The sequence below is a fragment of the Mesorhizobium sp. M8A.F.Ca.ET.165.01.1.1 genome (assembly GCF_004792065.1).
Lineage (GTDB): Bacteria > Pseudomonadota > Alphaproteobacteria > Rhizobiales > Rhizobiaceae > Mesorhizobium.
In genome coordinates this window covers 23371-40811 of the sequence record NZ_SRTH01000031.1, presented here as the reverse complement: position 1 = coordinate 40811, position 17441 = coordinate 23371, and the positions used below count along the sequence as shown (strand labels likewise).

The window sequence follows — 17441 nt, the reverse complement described above, 5'->3', positions numbered from 1 at the left end:
CACAGTTCACGCTTGGCCCGTGACTGCTCCGGCCCTTCGGGCTCCAGAAAATATGCGTTCGAGGAACTCGTGGCAGAGATCAACGCTGCCTTCTGCTGCGCAGCCTTGGGGATCGTGCCCACGGTACCTCGGGAACACGCTATGTCAGGTACATATTATACCAGCATACCAAATAGGCAAGTGCTTTGCTGCCCGCTCGGGTTGCTGGCTGAGCAAGCGTGGGCCCACCAATTCCGTTGAATTGGCATGTCGTCTGGTCCGATAGTTCCGGATCCCGAGGGTCAGGCGGGACTTCCAAGCCCCCCATGCGAAACGTCCGCTATCGCCATCCCGAAGTCGCGAACTGTCATTCGGCTTTCGGCGCCGTTCATGCCATTGCTGATGATCAGGGAACTGCGGAATGGGCAGGCTTGTTGACGTCAAAACACAGAACGCCCTCTCAACGTTCGCCATTCGTGTTTCGAAGGTCGCATAAAAGGGCAGTCTGGAACGTATCCGAGGCCGACGAGCCCAAGACAATAAGCTTCAAAGGACCGTTATCTTCGAGTAGCGGACCACAATTTTATCCTGCCGGAAGCGGCGCTCTAGATCGCTGCGTCGACGCTGCCATTCCAAAGCGTCCACCTTCGGCGTCATCACCTCGAAGACGACGATATCGTCCCGGTCTGTTTCTCCGCCGTCCTTCCAAAGACCCTCCGCAGGCGCCTGGAGATAGGCGGTCACCCCATCGAAGCGGGCGGCCAATTCTTCTTTCACGCGGTCGAAATCCGTTCGGGGGAAGGGTTCACCCTGGTTGTCTGAGCGGGGCAACAGTATTTGGACAAGATACATAGCAAGCACGCTACGCTGCGGATCTCAGCGGACCACTTCCGAGGAACATGCTCGGCAGCTAGCTCCATGAGGCAAAAGGAAACGAGCGACGCTCGCCCGTTTTTTCACGGTTGGCGATCTCAGGTCCAAAATACCGTCGGTCACGTGCTTGGACCTTTTCCGACCGCTGCCTCTTTCAGTTTCCTGAGGCGTCTCTTACTCACTTGCGTGAGTTAGGATGCGGAATACTGGCCAATGCGCCATGGCGTCGCGCAATTTGCTGAAAGCCTTGCCTTCCTTGTCGATGGCAGATCGGACTTGAACTGCGGCCCATCCGGCTTTCATCGTCCCGCCGACATGGCAATGGCAAACTATAGCGTGCAACTGCCAATCCGCTAGGTCGAAGAAGCGCTTCGCTTCGCCATACGTATCGTTCTTCAATCCTTGCGCGCACAACATTGGATCGGCGAAAGCGATGCTGATCGCGGAGCCGAGGGACTGGGCTTTCTCGCGCACACCCAAGGTCATGTATTCCGTCCCGGGGAAGGCGGCGAGACACCGCTCGGGATTTCGTTCGAGCAGCATGGCCCAATGTTCCAAACGCTCACGCCGCGTCATGGCCGGGAAGGATTCTTCGACTTCCGCGACCCCATGCAGTTCTTCAAGTGTCTGATGTTTCATGGACGTCTCCTGTTGGCGAGGCGCTTGCCTGCAAATTGCACAGGCCGGAATGGGCCTCAGTCGTCCCTATACCGGCGAACCCGCAATCCGTCGGGAAGTTCCATCGCCGAGAAAATTTGACCGTGCGCCTGCCTTGATTTCCACCGTCTCGCTGGCCTTGGAAGTGACCTTGCGCGGCCATCTCGCCTAGGCCGCCTTTTTGGGGACGGCCAAGAGACTGGGTCATTGGCTACGCCAGCGCCGCCGGCCACCGCGTCGTTGCAAGCGCCACATGAGAGGCTCCCGCAGCCTTCTCGGTCTGCTTAGGTTTCTACTGCCTGGGGTAGATGATCGCTTGGCTCCCCAAATGGTGCACAAGCCCTTCCTCGCCATCGATGATTACGCAGAGTTATCCGGGGGCACCGTACGCCTACCGGACAGCAACGACCGGCCGACTGATGGGCAATGCCGCTATTCGACGGTCGCGACCATTCTTCTCATGGGACAAAAGCGGCGCAGGGGTTGTTCACCGAGTGGCCGAGGAAGTCGTGCAGGGAGGTTGACTACTGCTTTGTGGAATGCGTAGGTGACGGGCTCGCAACCCCGCGTCCAGGGTGCGCTTTCCACCGATAGAGGCAAAATAATGGGCGACAAATATCCGAACGTCGAAAGGCTGGCCGGTGTTGTCGGCGCGGGCGAGAAGGATCCGATTACAAAGCTACCGCGTTCCTTAGTTCAGAGCCTCTACTGCGCTTAGCCGTGCTTACGGAACCTTAAGGGTTTGCGCTCTCCTACCGCATCAGGCCCGCGGCACGCAGAGCGTCCTCGATGACCTTCCTCACCGCTCGACCCTTCGATAACCCCACATCTATGCGATCTGGTTCTGCAAGCCTGGCCTTAGCCGGCTCCACGGCCGCTGGCCGAAGATCAAATGCTGATGGCTTTCTCTCGACCCTCGGCTCAGCAGGCCTCGGCGCGGACCTAGCCCTCGCTGACCCTCTCGCGTCAACGGCATCGCCGAGAGCCCAGAACCGCGCCAACTCCTCGGTTGATGAAATTCCTACATCGAGCATGTAAGGCCCGGCCGTGCCAACGCCGTTGCCGATGGGGGTACCGTGGCCCATACCTGCAATCATATTGATCTCGATCTTCGCCTCGCCTGCTTCGTCAGCCCAGACCCGCCGGCTTCGTGCGCGCTCGCTTGTCGAATGCGTGGGCGCCGTGTCGAGTTTGTGCACGTCGCGCCACTGGGCCGCGATGGATTCCGCGTTGGTAGAGGCCACAATATGATCGCCGGAGCCGTGCCAGATCGAAATCTTGGGCCACTGCCCATTGTGCTTGGAAGCTTTTCGCAAGAGCCGCTGCAACTCCTTATCAGAAGGGATGCCGTGGCCACGCATCCGATCGAACGCTGCCGGAATGGTTGTCGCGCAGCTGAAGGGCATCCCGGCAATGATGCCGCCGCCGGCGAACACCTCAGGATAAGTAGCGAGCATCGCGGCGGCCATTGCGCCGCCGGCTGAAAGACCGGTGACGAATATTTGCTTTCGGTCCAGGCCGTGGGCAACGACCACTGTCTCGATCATCTGCCGGATCGAGAAGACCTCGCCACGATCGCGCGTAATGTCTGCCGGCAGGAACCAGTTGAAGCAGAGCTTCGGATTGTTGGCGCGTTGCTGCTCGGGGTAGAGAAGCGCGAAACCGGCCTCGTCAGCGAGTTGCGACCACCCCGACTGATGGTCGTAACTGGCTGCATTCTGGGTGCAACCGTGCAGCACAACGACCAGCGGCGCCCCATCCGGGAGGTCAGCGGGCATATAATATTGTGCCTGCAAGACACCAGGATTGGAGCCGAAATTTACTAGGGGGGAGAGGCGATCGGCGGATGTGAAAGAGGTGGGATGTGTGCCTTGTAGCCCGCGCAGTGCTGCAAGGCGCGCGATCTTATCGGAGACTTTTCGCAATTGAGCCGTCCTTGTTTTTGACGCCCGGGATTGGACGGCGTGTGTGCAACGCACTCGCAGCAATATCGTTGCTGCACTGCACAATAACAATGGAGACAGACTTGAATGGGACAATGGCCGGCCCTACGGACCGGCCGATCTGCAAATCAGTGTCGAGAGGTTTATGTGCGCTGCCGTTCACCGAGTCGTGAAGAGCATGCTCAACAAGCGCCCAGCGAACCAAAAGTTCCGAAACGTTCAACATGAGGGCCGACCCCCGAACCGACCATTTCCGCCCGCAACGCGCCCAGTTTTCCTAGTCGGTGGTCGCAAGATAGCGGTGCATGGCGACGGCGGCGATCGCCGCGTGCCCAAAGGCCACCGCGATCTGGTTGATTTCGTCGACGACGTCGCCTGCTGCATAGAGGCCCGCTATGCCGGTGCGCTGGTGTGAGTCCACGACCAGATTGCCGGCCTCGTCGAATGCCGCGCCGAGATCGATGGCGAGCTTTGAGCGCATGGTGCAACCCATGGCGGGATAGATCGTGTCGAAGGAAAGCGTCCTCCCGTCTAGAAGACTTACACGAACCTTTTGGTCCTCTGCGCGTATCGAATCCGGGAGGCATTCTTGCACCGTGACGTCAGCCCCGTGGAGCAGTTCACACGCGGCGGGGTTAAGGTCAGATATCGGATCAGTCACGAGCAAAGTGACGTCTCTGGAATAAGTCCGCAGGAAGACGGCCTCCTTTGCAGCCCGGTCTGCAGGGCCGATTACGGCGACGCGTTTATCGACAACCTCGTAGGCGTCGCAAATCGGGCATAGCCGCAGCGCGCCACTTGCGATCATGTTGGCCACATCCGGAATGGGAGGAAGCGTATCGACTATGCCGGTGGCGATGAGCACCGCGCGCGCCCGAATAGGAAAGGATGCCGCGGCGACGAAATCATCTCCTTCGCGCAGCAGCGCCGTCACTGTATCGTTGATGAGGTCAACGTTACACATCAGCGCCTGCTGCCGCAGGCGTTCAAGCAGGTCGACGCCGACGATGCCGTCGGGATAACCAGGACAATTGTAACTGACGGGAATCCATTTCGCGCGGCTTTCCCCGGCGTCGACGACGATGACCCGACGGCGAAACCGCCCGAGGTATGTCGCCGCCGCCAACCCGGCCGGGCCGCCGCCGACTATGAGACAGTCGCACCTCATGTTGTAGTTCGAATCCTCGTTGTCTCGGGGACACGCAAGAGTCGGCGGATTGGGCTCACGCACTAGTCGTCAGCCGAACCGGGCTCGGCCATCTTCCGATGCTGCTCGGCAAGCAGGCGCGCTGGCGTACCGTTGGCGACTGCGGACTGGATTTTGTTTCAGGCCGCTGACAGTGTCGCCATCGCCCCGCATCATCGCGTCCCAACCTGCTTTCGACATCGGCGGGATCGACTTTCTCCTGCTGACCGACGTTGGTATCGAGCATATCGGCCCTTTCGAAGAAGCGAGAGCCCGGCATGAAACCGGCAACCGAGCCGGTGAGAAGTATTTTGCCCCGGTTTGGTTCGCGCATGTCACATCCGACCTTTTGCGTTAGGTAGATCGCGACGATGTTGATGTCGACAACGCGCTTGGCCTCGTCAATATCCTGGTCGAGAAAGGCGTGGCCGAGGCCACATCCGGCGTTTGCGATCAGGATTTCGACCGGACGCCCTAGGTCGCGCGGGGCATCATAGCGTTGGTCGACACCCTCGGTGGTGGAAGCCTGAACGGCTTGAACCTTGGCTCCCTGGGCCTTGAGCGTCCTGGCGGCCTCGTGGATATCGCGTTCGTCGGCAGCGATGGTAAGATCATATCCCTGTTCAATCGCGAGTTTCGCAAGTTCGAGGCCAATGCCGCTAAAGGCGCCGGTGACGATGGCGAGGGGTCGTGAGGGATCAGACATGTGCTACCTCCGTCGTCAGGGCTTGAGAACGACTTTGATGCAGCCGTCCTTCTTGTCGTTGAACATCTTGTAGAGGTCAGGGCCCTCCTCGAGGCTCGCCGTGTGGGTGATCACGAAGGATGGGTCGATGTCGCCGTTCTCGATATGAACAAGAAGTTTCGACAAATAGCCCTGTACCGGCGTCTGGGCCATGCGCATCGTCAGACCCCGGTTGATGGCGGATCCAAATGGGATCTTGTCGAGAAATCCGCCGTAGACGCCGACAATGGAGACCGTGCCAAAGTTGCGCGTGCAGTGGATTGCCTGACGCAGGACATGCGGCCGGTCCGTGCCCATGAAGGTCGCGACCTTCACCCGGTCGACCATCGCGTAGAAGCTGGAATTGGCCAGCGGCTCGGTACCGACCGCATCGATACTGGCGTCTGCTCCGCGCCCTTTGGTCAACTCCTGGATGCGGTCGTAGACATCTTCATCCAGGAAATCGACTGTGATGGCGCCGGCGGCGCGCGCCAGTTCCAATCGCTCCGGAACCGTATCAATGGCGATAACGCGCTCTGCCCCAAGCAGAAACGCGCTCCTGATCGCCATCTGTCCCACCGGGCCGCAGCCCCAAATGGCGATCGTGTCACCCTGTTGGATGTCGCAGAAGTCCGCCGCCATGTAGCCAGTTGGAAAAATGTCGGAGAGGAATAGCACCTGTTCGTCGCTCAGGCCTGCCGGCACCTTGATCGGCCCGACATCGGCGTAGGGTACGCGAAGATACTCCGCCTGGCCGCCAGGGAAACCACCGAGGAGGTGCGAGTAGCCAAAAAGGCCAGCTGGCGAATGACCCCACAATGTCTGAGCCTTTTCCTTGCTTTTCTGCGGATTGGACCGCTCGCAGCCGGAGAAGGCGCCGCGCTTGCAGAAGAAGCACTCGCCACAGGCGATGACGAACGGCACCACGACGCGGTCGCCAACCTTTAGGTTGGAGACGCTGGATCCGACTTCGACAACCTCGCCCATGTTCTCGTGGCCGAGCACATCGCCGCTGTGCATGTCGGGAATAACGCCATTGTAGAGGTGGAGATCGGAGCCGCAGATGGCGCAGGAGGTGACCTTGATAATCGCGTCCGTAGGCGCTTCGATCGTGGGGTCGGGCACGCTCTCGCAACGAATGTCATGTTTGCCGTGCCAGGTGAGTGCGCGCATCGTAACCTCTCGCTGAATTCAAAGCCTAAGCTCTGGCGCGCCTCGTTGTTCCGAAATCCTAGTACAGAAGTGACATTCGCCGCTGCGAGAATTGCATCGGTCGCCCATTGCCGGGGGCGTCCGTCGTCCACTTCTTGGGGCAAAGGTGTGCGGGTTCGCGGTAAATGCCGGCTTTGATCAGGCAGAAGAGGGCAGGCGGATAAGCGCGACCGGAAGCGCGCGCTTGTGTGAGTTGCCCGAAGCATGTGAAGTATCCGACTGTAGTCGGCGTCGTCGACCTCTCGGCCTTCCAGGCGCTGATCCGGGCGCGCCGGCCAGCGCGAATTGGGCAATCATGCGCTGACGCGCTTTGATGTTGCCGAGCACGAAATCCTAACGGCCGGCATCCTAAGATGAGCGCCGGCGAACCTTATAGACGGCAACATCGCGTCGGTAGCCGGCCGGATGTCGATGCGGAGGACCTCGTCCGCCTGTATCGTGTCCGCTGTGTGTGGCTCTCGTCAGCCTGGGTTCCATAAGGAAGCCGAACGGCCAGAAACTCTGCCTCGTTTCCGGCCAGCCGTGATCATCGACGGCGCGTTGCGCCAGGAACGCAGCCAACGAATCAACTCCGCCGCTGATCCCGAGCACATAAGTGCCGAGACCCGATGCCCGCAGATAGGAAGCGAGGAAGTCGATGCGCTGCCGGCCTTCCTGTGCGAAATCGAAACGGGACGATACTCCTAGCGTCTCGATGATGCACTGCTGCTTTCTCATGCGCGCTCACTCCTGCTCAAAGCATTCCATCGATTCCCGCCGCCACGAGATCGGCAGGGGTGACCGTCTCCACTTGCATCCCAAAGCGGCTCTCGTAGATGGCCAGCATGGCGTCGTGCAGTCCGCTCCGGAGCAGATCGCGTCTGCAACAATGACGCGGTTGCCCGAAATCGCAAAAGCTTCATGGGACGCTTCGTGACAAGCCGCCAGCAGACAGGCGCTCGACCGCGCCAACAAATTGCGCGATCTCGTCGAACAGGATTGGTTGACGCCCGAACGATAGATTCCACGCAGGCAAGTGAACGGGGATGCAATCAGCCGCTGACCCGCACCGACGCTTCCTCGATCGCCGGCTTGAGCTCGTGAGCTTCATATAGCTTCTGGAGGGTGAGTTCGTCCTCGAACTCACCCTCCAGGCCGTCGGAACCGTAGGACCGAGGTCCGAGTGCCGACCCTTGTCGACCAGCTGCCCGACGGCGAGAACTGGCTGCACGAGGTGAAGTTCGACGGCTATCGCTCGCAGCTCGTCATCGACGAGGATGGCACTCGTATTACACGTGCAACGGTCTCGACTGGACCTCAAAATATCGCACCCTGGTCGAGGATTTTCGCACAGGGCGGCTCACGAAATTCTCGCTTTCAGGAAACTTTTTCATGGTTGTGAGATTGAACGCCTATGGCGCTCTATTTCTTCGACTTTTTGGATAATGGCGTAGCTCAGCCCGACGAGGTGGGGACAGACTTATCCAGTTTCGATGCGGTCAAGCGTGAGGCCGCCAGGTGATAAAGGAAGTGTTGCCGGATGGCCCCCATCGGGAGCTGCCATTCAAGGTCCGGGACGAGAGGGGCCGCCAGCTTCTGCAAGTGGCTATGACTTTTCATATTCAGATTGATTCTTAGGCCGTGACACACAAATGTTGTGTCCGGGATTTCCCAGATAGCGTAGGATCCTTAAGTCGCCCGCAACTGCACGGCAAACGGTCGCTTGGAAGCCAACTCCGGTGCTTTCGCCCAATCTTGGGAGGAAGCATGGCTTCAGAAATACCCCCCGATTCCGTCGAAATAACCGAGAACCTCGGCGAGTGGTTCGTTCGCGTTGTGCGGAATGGCAACGCGACAATCAAGTCGTTCGAGATCGAATCGTATGCGCGGGCCTTCGCAGAGGGCCAACGGATCGGCCTCGGCCTGCATAAACTCTCAGTGGAGGGTGAGGGTCCGCGAAGACGCCTGGACCGAAGGCCACGGCAATAACGTTTGACATTGGACGGCTGAATTTCGTGTTGAACCTTTTCAGACTCATTTCTTTCTTGGCTTGTCCTGCCAAAGGAGGCTGTCATGACGCAACGCAAGGTCGATCGCGAAAGGATCGAAAGAGCCGACCGGGAAAGCAAGCTTGTGCTGGATGCGGAGCGGAAGGCAAGGGCCGATAAGACCGCTCGATTGAGAGAGCAGCGGCTTAAAGCCGCGCAATTGTCCTCGCAGGAACCAAAGCCGGCGACGAAGCTTAAGCGTCAATGAGCGCGCGCGGCAGCAACTTCCTGGACCAGTGGATCGCCAACACTGTTCCCGAAACTGCCCATGCGGAGGTGGACGAGCTCGCCCACAAGCTCATTGCCAACGCCAAGGCGATCGGAATTAAGCGGGCCGAAATAGACGAAGAGGTCGACAGTCTCTACCGCACGATCCTCGACGCGATCATACATTTCGAACCGGGGCTCCCTGAGTGAATCAGCAGGTTGCGCCAACCTTCGTAATTTACCCACCACCCATCAAGGGCCTGCCTTTTTTGGCAGTCCAGATGATGCCGGACGGATCGATAACGGCGCGGCAGTTTCCCTCGCTGGAGGAAGCGGTTGCGTTCAACAACGAGCAGTCTGAGGCTTGGCTGCGAAGGCAATCGTCGCCTTGACTCGTTCCCATTTTGGTCTTCCCTGACGGCAACGATTGAGCATGACGTAATCTGTGTGGACGCGTTTTCGTAAAGACGACAATCCCCGACATGGTTCGTCGGTTCGAATTCGCCCATCCGGGCGATGTCGAACGACTGAGCAACAGCTTCCCGCTGTGAAACAGCGCGCCGAGCCTGACCTATCCGATCATCATGCGTGAGGAGTTGTCGACCAGCATGGGCGGCCTTGTCTCGGCGCGCTGGGGCCTGGTTCCCGGTTGGGCTCGGGAAGGCGGTGGTCGACCGCCGCCCGTCAACGCGCGGTGCAGCGATCGTCAGGGGGCTCGCGCATGGGGGCTGCGGAGCGCTATTGACCTCGCTTCGCTGTTGGCGATACGCGGACGACACGAGGCCGCCCAAGCACTCCTTCGGCCAATTTTCGCCCGATTCTGGGAGAGGGTTTGGAGACAGCTGACCTGCAGCTAGCCACACGTTTGCTGGTTACGCCGAATTAGCGTGGCTTTGACAGCGTCGCGGGCAGGCAGCATCGCGATCCCGGCTGCTGCTCCCGATGTGACCGTTCGCGATTTGAACCTAAGGAGATAGCCATCCCTGGACCGCTTGATACCGTGAAAATAGCCTTGCAGGCTAAAAGCCCGCTCACTGTATGGGTCGGCTACCCGCCTGTTTGTGCATATTGTTCTCTTCTGTTTTAGATGATTTCCCCGGCATTGTTCCAACCCGAGTCACGTAGAGCGTTCCCGCCGCTATTTCGTGATGATCCAGTCGGCTGAAGGGTAGGTTGCTGAGAACCTTGAAGCGCTCACGGGTTACGGCCGCTGTGGCGCTGGAGCTCGACCACTCGATCGGAACCCTGTGCGCCCGATCGGCTGTCCATTGCACAGGACCTCAGTGTCGACCCGGTCCCGAAAGAAAACAGACAGGAGGCAACCCGGACGCGTGTCTTGCCGTTAGGTGTCAGTTGCTGAATTTCAGCCGGCGGCAAACGCCCGCGACTCTTTCCGGGAGCACAGTCCATGCCTCCACTGGTGCTTTTTGTGATCAAAAACCTTGCTGCAGGCGCGATCATCGGATTGACGGTGGCGGGCTGGCTCGTGGCCTTTGGCGCTATCGGCAGCCATATACCGGCAGGCAGCGGCGCTTATCTGGCTGTTGGGATGATCGCCTATTCGATGGCCTCTTGCTTCGGAATGGGATTTCTGGCCACAGCCCTGATGTTTCTGGAATAAGGGCGATCCTGCCCTAATCAAAGCCGAAGCGGACATACCGTCCTCTTGAAGAGTTTCGGCATCGACAGGGGTGGAAAGTCCAAAGAAATCCGCGGGCCGCAGGCGAAACGGGGTTTGCCGCTTTCGCTTGTAACCGGAGTGGCATTGACGTCCTAGAGGCGCAGAAGGACAGCACAATCGTCTATGAATCGTCGGCAGTTGGCCAATTGCTACGCACGACGGTCAGGTTCGCACCGGACGGATCCATGCGACGGTCGTCACGATCGTCGATTCGAGTTTCGAGCTGGATGAGGAAGGCGTGAAAGTGGTGCCCGGACTTGCGGTGCCGGTGGAGATAGACCGGGATTGCATAGCATTTGCTCACGGGACGCGCTGGCTGACGCTATCCGCTAGATCCGGGAAGATACCGCCCTTTGGCCTGTCAGTAATGACGTCTGCGTATGGCGTGGTCGTCTTTGTTGGTTGCGACGGTGAGGCAGTCGATCCAGAGATCCTTCATGCTTGCTACGTCGATATCTTATTGGCGTAGTCGCGCGCAAGCGCATCGACCGCTTTGGAATTGGCTCGATCGCAAAAGTTCTCCGGCACTGCCAAAGCGTGATCATAGTCGGGCAGATCGAAAAACATCGGGTGACGCACGCAATCAGCGCCGCGATCTAGTTCGGCGGCTGGTTTCGACTACCTGAGGCAGTGCAAGGCGTAGTAATGCTGCAAGACCCGCCGCCCTTCCGACGAATGCTACAAATTTCTGACAAAGAGTGGCGAAGTTAGCAGCCCGCAGCAACGAACGCCGTCTGAATCGCTGGCGGGATCGCCTCGACTCGGGCTACTCAAGCTCTATCCACGCCGGCGCATGATCGCTCGGCTTCTCCCAGGCCCGGGTCTCTACATCCACCCCGGCATCGCCAAGCCGAGGCGACAGCGAGGGACTGACCAGCAGATGGTCCATTCGCAGGCCCGAACTCCTGTCGTAGCCGCCGCCATAGGTGTGATTCCAATAAGTATAGACACCCCTTTGCGGATGGATGCGCCGGACCGCATCGACCCAGCCATCCTCAAGCATCCCGGCATAGGCTTGCCGACTCTCGGGAAAGTACACTGCATCGCCAAGCCATCGTCGCGGCACCACTGCATCAATCGGGGTTGGGACGACATTGTAGTCGCCACACATCACGGTCGGTGCGCCCTCTTTGAGGAGACCCCGGCCGTAGCTGATCAGGCGGTCGAACCAACGCAGCTTGTAATCAAACTTGGGACCAGGGGCGGGATTTCCGTTTGGCAAGTACAGGCAGCCGACAACGAGCCCACTAACCTCCGCCTCGATATAGCGGCTATGGCTGTCGTCAGGGTCGCCGGGAAGCCCGCGCCGGCGCTCAACGGGGTCTGCTCCGCGAGCCAGGATAGCAACACCATTATAGGATTTCTGGCCGTGCCAGATCGCGCCGTATCCCGTCTCGCGGATCGCCTCAACCGGAAAATTCTCGTCGGATGTTTTCAGTTCTTGAAGACAGACGACGTCATAACGCGTGGCCCTGAGCCACGCGAGGAGGACCGGCAGCCGACCGTTAACACCGTTTACATTGAAGGTGGCGATACGGATCATCGCTTGCGCACCCAGCTATTTCTTGAGCTTGTCCTCAACCTTCTTGCGGCTGTTACCAACCGATTTCACGGCCGACTTCACCTCGGGCTTGCTTGCTCCGGTCTTGCCCGCCTCATACTTGACTTCATGATCCTGCCCACCAGCGACCTTCGCGCGATCCTGGCTGCGGCCGCGAGTTGTTTGAGTAGTTGCCATTTTCTTGCTCCAAGGTTGCGTTCCAGTTCTGAACAACGCAGCCGGACTCTTCCGGTTCAATTCAACGACGCGCGTGTGGAACAAAATCCCAGGGCGAGGATTGAATCGCACCATGTATTCGAGTTCGGCATGTCGGCCGTAGAGGCCGCCCTCGGCAAAAAGCGTACACGGCGCAGAGACTCAGACTCTACCCCGCGATACCCACTCCCCACGTTTCGGCCATTTCAGCTCTGCACGCTGACCGACGACATTCCGGTGGGCGCCGATTGGCTCTTCGAGATGAAGTTCGACGGCTATCGAGCCCAGGTCGCTGTCTCCGGATCGGAAGTCGTCGTCTACACCCGCAACGGTCACGACTGGACCCGCCAGTTCAAGGTGGTCCTCCCACCGCTGCGGAAACTCACCAAAGGCTCGGCGCTGATCGACGGTGAAATCGTCGCAATCGACAGCCAGGGCCGCACGAATTTCTCCATGCTCAAAACTGGCATTGCTGCCGGCATGCCGCTCAAGTTCTACGCCTTCGACCTGCTCGAACTTAACGGCGGCGATATCTCGAACCAACCGCTCCTCGAGCGCAAGGAGCGGCTTGCGGAGCTTTTGGGCGAACCCGACCCGGATGAAGCTCTGCAGTTTTCCAGCCATATTGCCGATCATGGAGAGAAAATCCTCGAGACCATGTGCGCCGGGGGCCACGAGGGAGTGATCGCCAAGCGCGCGGACAGCCGCTATGTCGGCGACCGAACTGCCACCTGGCTCAAGATCAAGTGCACGAAACGACAGGAATTCGTGGTCGGCGGCTACCGCCCGAGCGACACTGGCCGCGGCATGGCATCGCTGATCCTGGGCACATACGAGAATGGCAAGCTGGTGTACCGGGGACGTGTTGGCACCGGCTTCACCGAGGCGATGCGCAACAAGATCCTTGCCCAGCTTGAACGACGGCGAATGGAAAAACCGGCTTTTTCCTCTGTGCCGCTCGACATCGCGCGTCGCGCCCGCTGGGTGAAGCCCGAACTCGTTGCCGAGGTAACCTATTCAGAGGTGACACCAGATGGCAGTCTGCGGCATCCCAGTTTCGAGGGGATGCGTGAAGACAAGCGAGCCGATCAGGTCGTCATGGAAGTGGCGAAGACGTCTGGTTCCGCCGACCTCGATCCGGCAATCGGCAAGGAGATCGCCGCTGCGGTTGGAGTCAAACTCACGCATCCGGACAAGCTCATGTACCCCGGAACCAAGGCGACAAAGGCGACGCTCGTCGCGTACTACGCAGCGGTTGCCGAGAGGATGCTACCGCACATCCAGGATCGGCCCCTTTCGCTGGTGCGCGACACCGACGGCGACCTGCAGCAGAGCTTCTTTCAGAAGCACAAGTTGCCTGGCATGCCGAAGGCCATCCATGACGGGCAGCTGGAGAAGATGTCCGGCAAGGAAAGCCGCATCCTCTGGGTCGACGACCTGGCCGGGCTGATCGCCGGCGTACAGATGAACGTGCTCGAATTCCATGTCTGGGGCAGCCTGCGGCAGCAGCCGAGCCTGCCACATCGCATGATCTTCGACATAGATCCGGACGAGGGCCTGAACTTCCGTGACGTCAAGCAGGCAGCGCTTGATATCCGAAGCATTCTGGAAGCGCTCGGCCTGCAGTCGTGGCCGTTGCTATCCGGCGGCAAGGGCGTTCACGTCGTCGTTCCGATTATTCCCGAAGCAAACTGGGAGAAGGTCAAAAGCTTCTGCCAGGACTTCGCTGAACTGCTGGCTCGCACCGACCCTTCGCGTTTCGTGGCCAACATGAGCAAGGCGAAGCGCAAGGGCCGCATGTTTCTTGACTACCTACGCAACGGACAAGGCGCAACGGCAATCTGCCCCTGGTCGACCCGTGCGCGGCCCGGTGCCTCCTGCGCCGTGCCGGTCACCTGGGACGAGTTGCCGACTTTCAAAAGCGCTACCACGTTCGACGTCCTTGCCGCTGCCGCGCGGGCTCAAGAGCCCGACGCCTGGCAGGGTTACTTCGATGTTGAGCAAACGCTGACTGACCGCATTCGCAAAGCAATTCGATAACGATGCTGCTTCCTAGGACGTAGACTCATTACCGCGTAGCCAGATGCGAATTGAGACGAGTTTGAGTGCGGCTAGGTAGTTCTCGGCCAGCTTGTCGTATCGAGTTGCGATGCAGCGGAACTGCTTGGCTTTGTTGAAGAAGCGCTCGACGAGGTTACGCGCCTTGTAGAGGAACGGGCTGAAGCAGATCGGGTCTTGGCGATTGGCCTTTGGCGGGATATTTGGCCCAAGCATTTTGTTCGGTGATGGCAGCGCGCAAAGCGTCGGCATCATAGCCTTTGTCGGCGAGCAGCATGGCCCCTTCAGGCAAATTCTTGATCAAGTCCGCTGCGGATGCGATGTCGCTCTTCTGGCCTGCCGTCAGTAACAGCTTGATCGGCCTGCCTTGCGCGTCAACAAGAGCATGGATTTTAGTTGTAAGCCCGCCTCGGGAACGACCGAGACAATGATCTCGGCCCCCTTTTTTGCCGTCGCACCCTGCTGGTGGACGCGAACAATAGAAGTGTCGATCTTCCGAACTTCGCCGTCATAGGTCTTGGTGACGGCCCTCATCGGGCGGTCCCAGACCCCAGCTTTGCGCCAGCGGTTGAACCGATTGTAGATTGTCGCAGGCGGCCCATAGCGGGCGGGAAGATCGGCCCAGCGAGCGCCTGAGCGCAACACCCAGAAAATACCGTTCATCACACGGCGGTCGTCCACGCGCGGGACGCCCCGCAACTTGTTGGGCAGATGTGGCTGGATCGCTTACCACTCGAACTCAGTCAGGTCATATCGGCTCATGCCGAGCGTGAATCAGATTTCACCGCAACATGAAAGCCGCCAGTCGATAGACGACCCATTCGGACATTCAACAACGAAGGCAGAAAGACTAAATTTCGCCCATGAGCGAGAACTCTTACACCTACTTTCGTGGACGCTGGCCGGATGACATTGTGCCGGAAGGTGAACCGCTCTGGCTACTGTATGAGGTAGATGAGGCGGCTGACAATGTTTTGCGGTCTGTGGAGATCTTTCCCAACGGGCAGGTCACTCGCAACAGTGTTGGACTTGAGCAGCGCAACGGAGACCACTGTCCGTCGCTGATTGATGTCAGCTGGCGCGAAGGCATGGCTGAGGCAAAGCTCGAGAAGATCAGTGCAGATATGTTTGAAGAGCTATATCAAATTGGAGCAGATACACCCTTTTGGTTTGTCCGTTAGCCACCCATCCCGGCCATCTCGTATTTATGAGTTTACGGCCTAGATAGTCAGGGAGATTTGCCGACCTGGCCCGGATCAGGTGTCGCCCAAATTCGGTTAGCGTCACTCCGAGCAAACGGATTCCGGACAGGGAACACCCGATCGGGGGGAGTGCCGCCAGCGGGGGATTGCTGATGCACGCGATCGTGCGGCTGCGCGGGTTTGCTGCAAGTCGGCGTTTTTCACCGTCAGAGCCACCCGTACGGCTCCTCGATGCTTGGCACTCCATCGCGCAAGCCTCCAAACGCTTTACTACCTGAATCGGATCGGGCTTTTCAGCTGAGGGCCGTGGCTAGTGGCCGGGAGGTCCAGGTGATCAGTGATGACATGGCGGCACTGCCGGGAGTCTATCTTGGGTGGGACAGCTAGGAAAAGCTCCTCAATCTTAGGATGGGCGGTGGCGTTGCGAAACGCTCAACCAAGTCAGTCAGGGCGGGCGGCCATGAATCTTCCCACCTTTCTCACTGAATTACTGGCTGGCCAGCGCTGGCGTATACGGTGCCACCGCGATTCCGCGATATCGCTACCGCCCGGCGTCGGTGAGTATTCAACCCTCTACTTGCTGATGGCCGATGACGGTCGCCAGGACGGAGATCACAATATTCGGCAGCGCGATCCCGATGCCCAAGAAGGTGAGAATTTGAAGCCAAACCCAGCGCGACGAGGGACGAAGTCACCATTGTCTGCAACGGTCGACCGCAACCGCCGGCTATTGTTCGGCTTGGCGCAATTGCCCTTGGATTTGGTACTCAAGAAAATCGAGTTGGCCGAAAGTTTGCAAGGAGCGGATGTTCTTTTCCGGTGGCGATCTCGCCGGCAAGCAGTTCGCCGGCAATCAGCCCAAGCGTCGCGCCGCTGTGGCTGAAGGCGACGTAATATCCCTGGATGTCCTTCAGCTGGCCGAAGACCGGCTCGCCGTCGCCGGGGATCGGCTTGGGGCCGACGCCGTAGCTTTCCAGTTCCAGTTTCGGATGACCCTCAAGAACCTTCGAGGCTTCATCGAGAAGGCCCTGTACGGTCGAATCCTTCACACCATAGGTGCCGTCGGAATCGACGGCCACCTCTTCTTCCGACCAGGCGGAATCGAGCGCGAGAGCTCCGTCCGGCGTCGGGCGGATGGCGACGCGCGGTGTGTTGAGCACGGCCCGGAGGGGCAAATCGACCGATTTGGTCCTGACCAGCAGAGCGATCGGCGATCCGTCGTCGATATGCTCCCCGGTGACCGCGACCATTCGCGGCACGTCGCCGCCGGTCGCCAGCAGGACCGCATCGGCAGCGAAGCTGGCGCCGTTTGTCGTGGTCACGCCGGTGGCGCGGCCGTCAATGACGGTGACCGCGGCGCTTCCGGCGTCGGTGACCAGTTGCCCGCCACGCTGCAGGAATTCCGCGATCAATATCTCGATCAGCGACGGCAGGTCGACCCACCCCTCGCCAGGGTTGAAGATCGCACCTTGAGGCGTGACAGCGCTTGCGGCGATGCCGGGGGTAGCTGAAGCGATGGCACCCGCGGACAGATGTTGCGCGTCATAGCCGAGGCCCTTTTCATGGGCGAAGATATCCGCGATCTCGTTGGAGGCGTCATCGGCATCCCATGTCAGGCCGCCGTCAAAGCGCAGCCAGGCAACATCCGGATATCTTGCCGAGAGCGTGCGGTAGCGGTCGATACCGATCATGCGCAGGCGATGATACTCCGCTGATCGCCTGCGCGCGGAATTCAACCAGGCGAGCGAGCGGCCGGAAGCTCCATTGGCGAGCGGTCCATCATTGACCAGAACGGTTTCGATCCCGAGCCTCGCAAGATGAACCGCCGAGGAGACACCGAAAATGCCGCCCCCGACAACAACGACCTTTGAGACCGAACGTGAGGTAGCCATGGGATATTCTTTCGATTGGTGGAGGTTGGTGGGGCGACCGTTTC

16 protein-coding genes and 2 pseudogenes are annotated in these 17441 nt (G+C 59.4%); 7 read left to right on the top strand and 11 right to left on the bottom strand.

What is annotated here, in order from left to right; translation table 11 throughout:
* On the top strand, positions 1-240 hold a 240-nt coding region (locus EN808_RS37750; protein ID WP_272483034.1), incomplete at its 5' end, for a zincin-like metallopeptidase domain-containing protein.
* Positions 241-525: 285 nt separating this feature from the next.
* On the opposite strand, the gene EN808_RS34690 is transcribed toward EN808_RS37750, so the two are convergent.
* From EN808_RS34690 to EN808_RS34660, 7 genes and pseudogenes are all read right to left on the bottom strand, one after another.
* A complete protein-coding gene (locus EN808_RS34690) occupies positions 526-756 on the bottom strand; it encodes a hypothetical protein (protein WP_335930848.1) in 231 nt (76 codons plus the stop codon).
* Positions 757-1026: 270 nt separating this feature from the next.
* Positions 1027-1491: a hypothetical protein gene (locus EN808_RS34685; protein ID WP_135880779.1), complete on the bottom strand. Its 465-nt coding sequence runs from the start codon at positions 1489-1491 to the stop codon at positions 1027-1029.
* Between the two features lie 770 nt (positions 1492-2261).
* A complete protein-coding gene (locus EN808_RS34680) occupies positions 2262-3434 on the bottom strand; it encodes a PHB depolymerase family esterase (RefSeq protein ID WP_135918172.1) in 1173 nt (390 codons plus the stop codon).
* 295 nt (positions 3435-3729) lie between these two features.
* Positions 3730-4620, bottom strand: coding sequence for an NAD(P)/FAD-dependent oxidoreductase (locus EN808_RS34675; RefSeq protein WP_135906959.1), 891 nt, complete (start codon positions 4618-4620; stop codon positions 3730-3732).
* Between the two features lie 62 nt (positions 4621-4682).
* Positions 4683-5344, bottom strand: a pseudogene (locus EN808_RS34670) (SDR family NAD(P)-dependent oxidoreductase).
* Positions 5345-5359: 15 nt separating this feature from the next.
* A complete protein-coding gene (locus EN808_RS34665; protein ID WP_135880775.1) occupies positions 5360-6535 on the bottom strand; it encodes a zinc-dependent alcohol dehydrogenase in 1176 nt (391 codons plus the stop codon).
* Between the two features lie 387 nt (positions 6536-6922).
* Positions 6923-7291 carry a hypothetical protein gene (locus EN808_RS34660; RefSeq protein WP_135918171.1) on the bottom strand — a complete coding sequence of 123 codons (369 nt, stop codon included), beginning with the start codon at positions 7289-7291 and terminating at the stop codon, positions 6923-6925.
* 445 nt (positions 7292-7736) lie between these two features.
* Here EN808_RS34660 and EN808_RS34655 point away from each other — a divergent pair, with 445 nt between their 5' ends.
* From EN808_RS34655 to EN808_RS34630, 4 genes are all read left to right on the top strand, one after another.
* Positions 7737-7955: a hypothetical protein gene (locus tag EN808_RS34655; protein WP_245521065.1), complete on the top strand. Its 219-nt coding sequence runs from the start codon at positions 7737-7739 to the stop codon at positions 7953-7955.
* Between the two features lie 671 nt (positions 7956-8626).
* Positions 8627-8809 carry a hypothetical protein gene (locus tag EN808_RS34645; RefSeq protein ID WP_135880771.1) on the top strand — a complete coding sequence of 61 codons (183 nt, stop codon included), beginning with the start codon at positions 8627-8629 and terminating at the stop codon, positions 8807-8809.
* Positions 8806-9018, top strand: a complete 213-nt coding sequence (locus EN808_RS34640) for a DUF768 domain-containing protein (protein WP_135879692.1) — start codon at positions 8806-8808, stop codon at positions 9016-9018. The genes EN808_RS34645 and EN808_RS34640 overlap by 4 nt, the downstream gene beginning before the upstream one ends.
* A 1198-nt stretch (positions 9019-10216) precedes the next feature.
* The gene (locus tag EN808_RS34630) at positions 10217-10429 is read left to right on the top strand and encodes a hypothetical protein (protein ID WP_135880770.1); all 213 of its coding nucleotides are present in this window, start codon (positions 10217-10219) and stop codon (positions 10427-10429) included.
* 826 nt (positions 10430-11255) lie between these two features.
* Here EN808_RS34630 and xth read toward each other — a convergent pair.
* Together xth and EN808_RS34620 are read right to left on the bottom strand one after the other, a co-directional pair.
* Positions 11256-12032: an exodeoxyribonuclease III gene (gene xth / locus EN808_RS34625; RefSeq protein ID WP_135918170.1), complete on the bottom strand. Its 777-nt coding sequence runs from the start codon at positions 12030-12032 to the stop codon at positions 11256-11258.
* A 15-nt stretch (positions 12033-12047) separates the two neighbouring features.
* Positions 12048-12227 carry a DUF3606 domain-containing protein gene (locus EN808_RS34620; protein WP_135880768.1) on the bottom strand — a complete coding sequence of 60 codons (180 nt, stop codon included), beginning with the start codon at positions 12225-12227 and terminating at the stop codon, positions 12048-12050.
* Between the two features lie 129 nt (positions 12228-12356).
* On the opposite strand from EN808_RS34620, the gene ligD reads away from it, so the two are divergent.
* Positions 12357-14285 carry a DNA ligase D gene (gene ligD / locus EN808_RS34615; RefSeq protein ID WP_135918169.1) on the top strand — a complete coding sequence of 643 codons (1929 nt, stop codon included), beginning with the start codon at positions 12357-12359 and terminating at the stop codon, positions 14283-14285.
* A gap of 12 nt (positions 14286-14297) precedes the next feature.
* Here the strand turns inward: ligD and EN808_RS34610 are convergent.
* Positions 14298-15026, bottom strand: a pseudogene (locus EN808_RS34610) (IS5 family transposase).
* Between the two features lie 140 nt (positions 15027-15166).
* Here EN808_RS34610 and EN808_RS34605 point away from each other — a divergent pair.
* Positions 15167-15484: a hypothetical protein gene (locus EN808_RS34605; protein WP_135880767.1), complete on the top strand. Its 318-nt coding sequence runs from the start codon at positions 15167-15169 to the stop codon at positions 15482-15484.
* 788 nt (positions 15485-16272) lie between these two features.
* Here the strand turns inward: EN808_RS34605 and EN808_RS34600 are convergent.
* Positions 16273-17397: an FAD-binding oxidoreductase gene (locus EN808_RS34600; RefSeq protein ID WP_135906964.1), complete on the bottom strand. Its 1125-nt coding sequence runs from the start codon at positions 17395-17397 to the stop codon at positions 16273-16275.
* Between the last annotated feature and the right edge of the window lie 44 nt (positions 17398-17441).

What these genes read in the sequence shown, in the direction of transcription:
- EN808_RS34630 (WP_135880770.1), top strand. Translation starts at nt 10,217, where the DNA reads ATGCCTCCACTGGTGCTTTTTGTGATCAAAAACCTTGCTGCAGGCGCG.
- EN808_RS34640 (WP_135879692.1), top strand. Translation starts at nt 8,806, where the DNA reads ATGAGCGCGCGCGGCAGCAACTTCCTGGACCAGTGGATCGCCAACACT.
- ligD (WP_135918169.1), top strand. Translation starts at nt 12,357, where the DNA reads ATGTCGGCCGTAGAGGCCGCCCTCGGCAAAAAGCGTACACGGCGCAGA.
- EN808_RS34675 (WP_135906959.1), bottom strand. Translation starts at nt 4,620, where the DNA reads ATGAGGTGCGACTGTCTCATAGTCGGCGGCGGCCCGGCCGGGTTGGCG.
- EN808_RS34685 (WP_135880779.1), bottom strand. Translation starts at nt 1,491, where the DNA reads ATGAAACATCAGACACTTGAAGAACTGCATGGGGTCGCGGAAGTCGAA.
- EN808_RS34605 (WP_135880767.1), top strand. Translation starts at nt 15,167, where the DNA reads ATGAGCGAGAACTCTTACACCTACTTTCGTGGACGCTGGCCGGATGAC.
- EN808_RS34660 (WP_135918171.1), bottom strand. Translation starts at nt 7,291, where the DNA reads ATGAGAAAGCAGCAGTGCATCATCGAGACGCTAGGAGTATCGTCCCGT.
- EN808_RS34665 (WP_135880775.1), bottom strand. Translation starts at nt 6,535, where the DNA reads ATGCGCGCACTCACCTGGCACGGCAAACATGACATTCGTTGCGAGAGC.
- EN808_RS34600 (WP_135906964.1), bottom strand. Translation starts at nt 17,397, where the DNA reads ATGGCTACCTCACGTTCGGTCTCAAAGGTCGTTGTTGTCGGGGGCGGC.
- EN808_RS34620 (WP_135880768.1), bottom strand. Translation starts at nt 12,227, where the DNA reads ATGGCAACTACTCAAACAACTCGCGGCCGCAGCCAGGATCGCGCGAAG.
- xth (WP_135918170.1), bottom strand. Translation starts at nt 12,032, where the DNA reads ATGATCCGTATCGCCACCTTCAATGTAAACGGTGTTAACGGTCGGCTG.
- EN808_RS34645 (WP_135880771.1), top strand. Translation starts at nt 8,627, where the DNA reads ATGACGCAACGCAAGGTCGATCGCGAAAGGATCGAAAGAGCCGACCGG.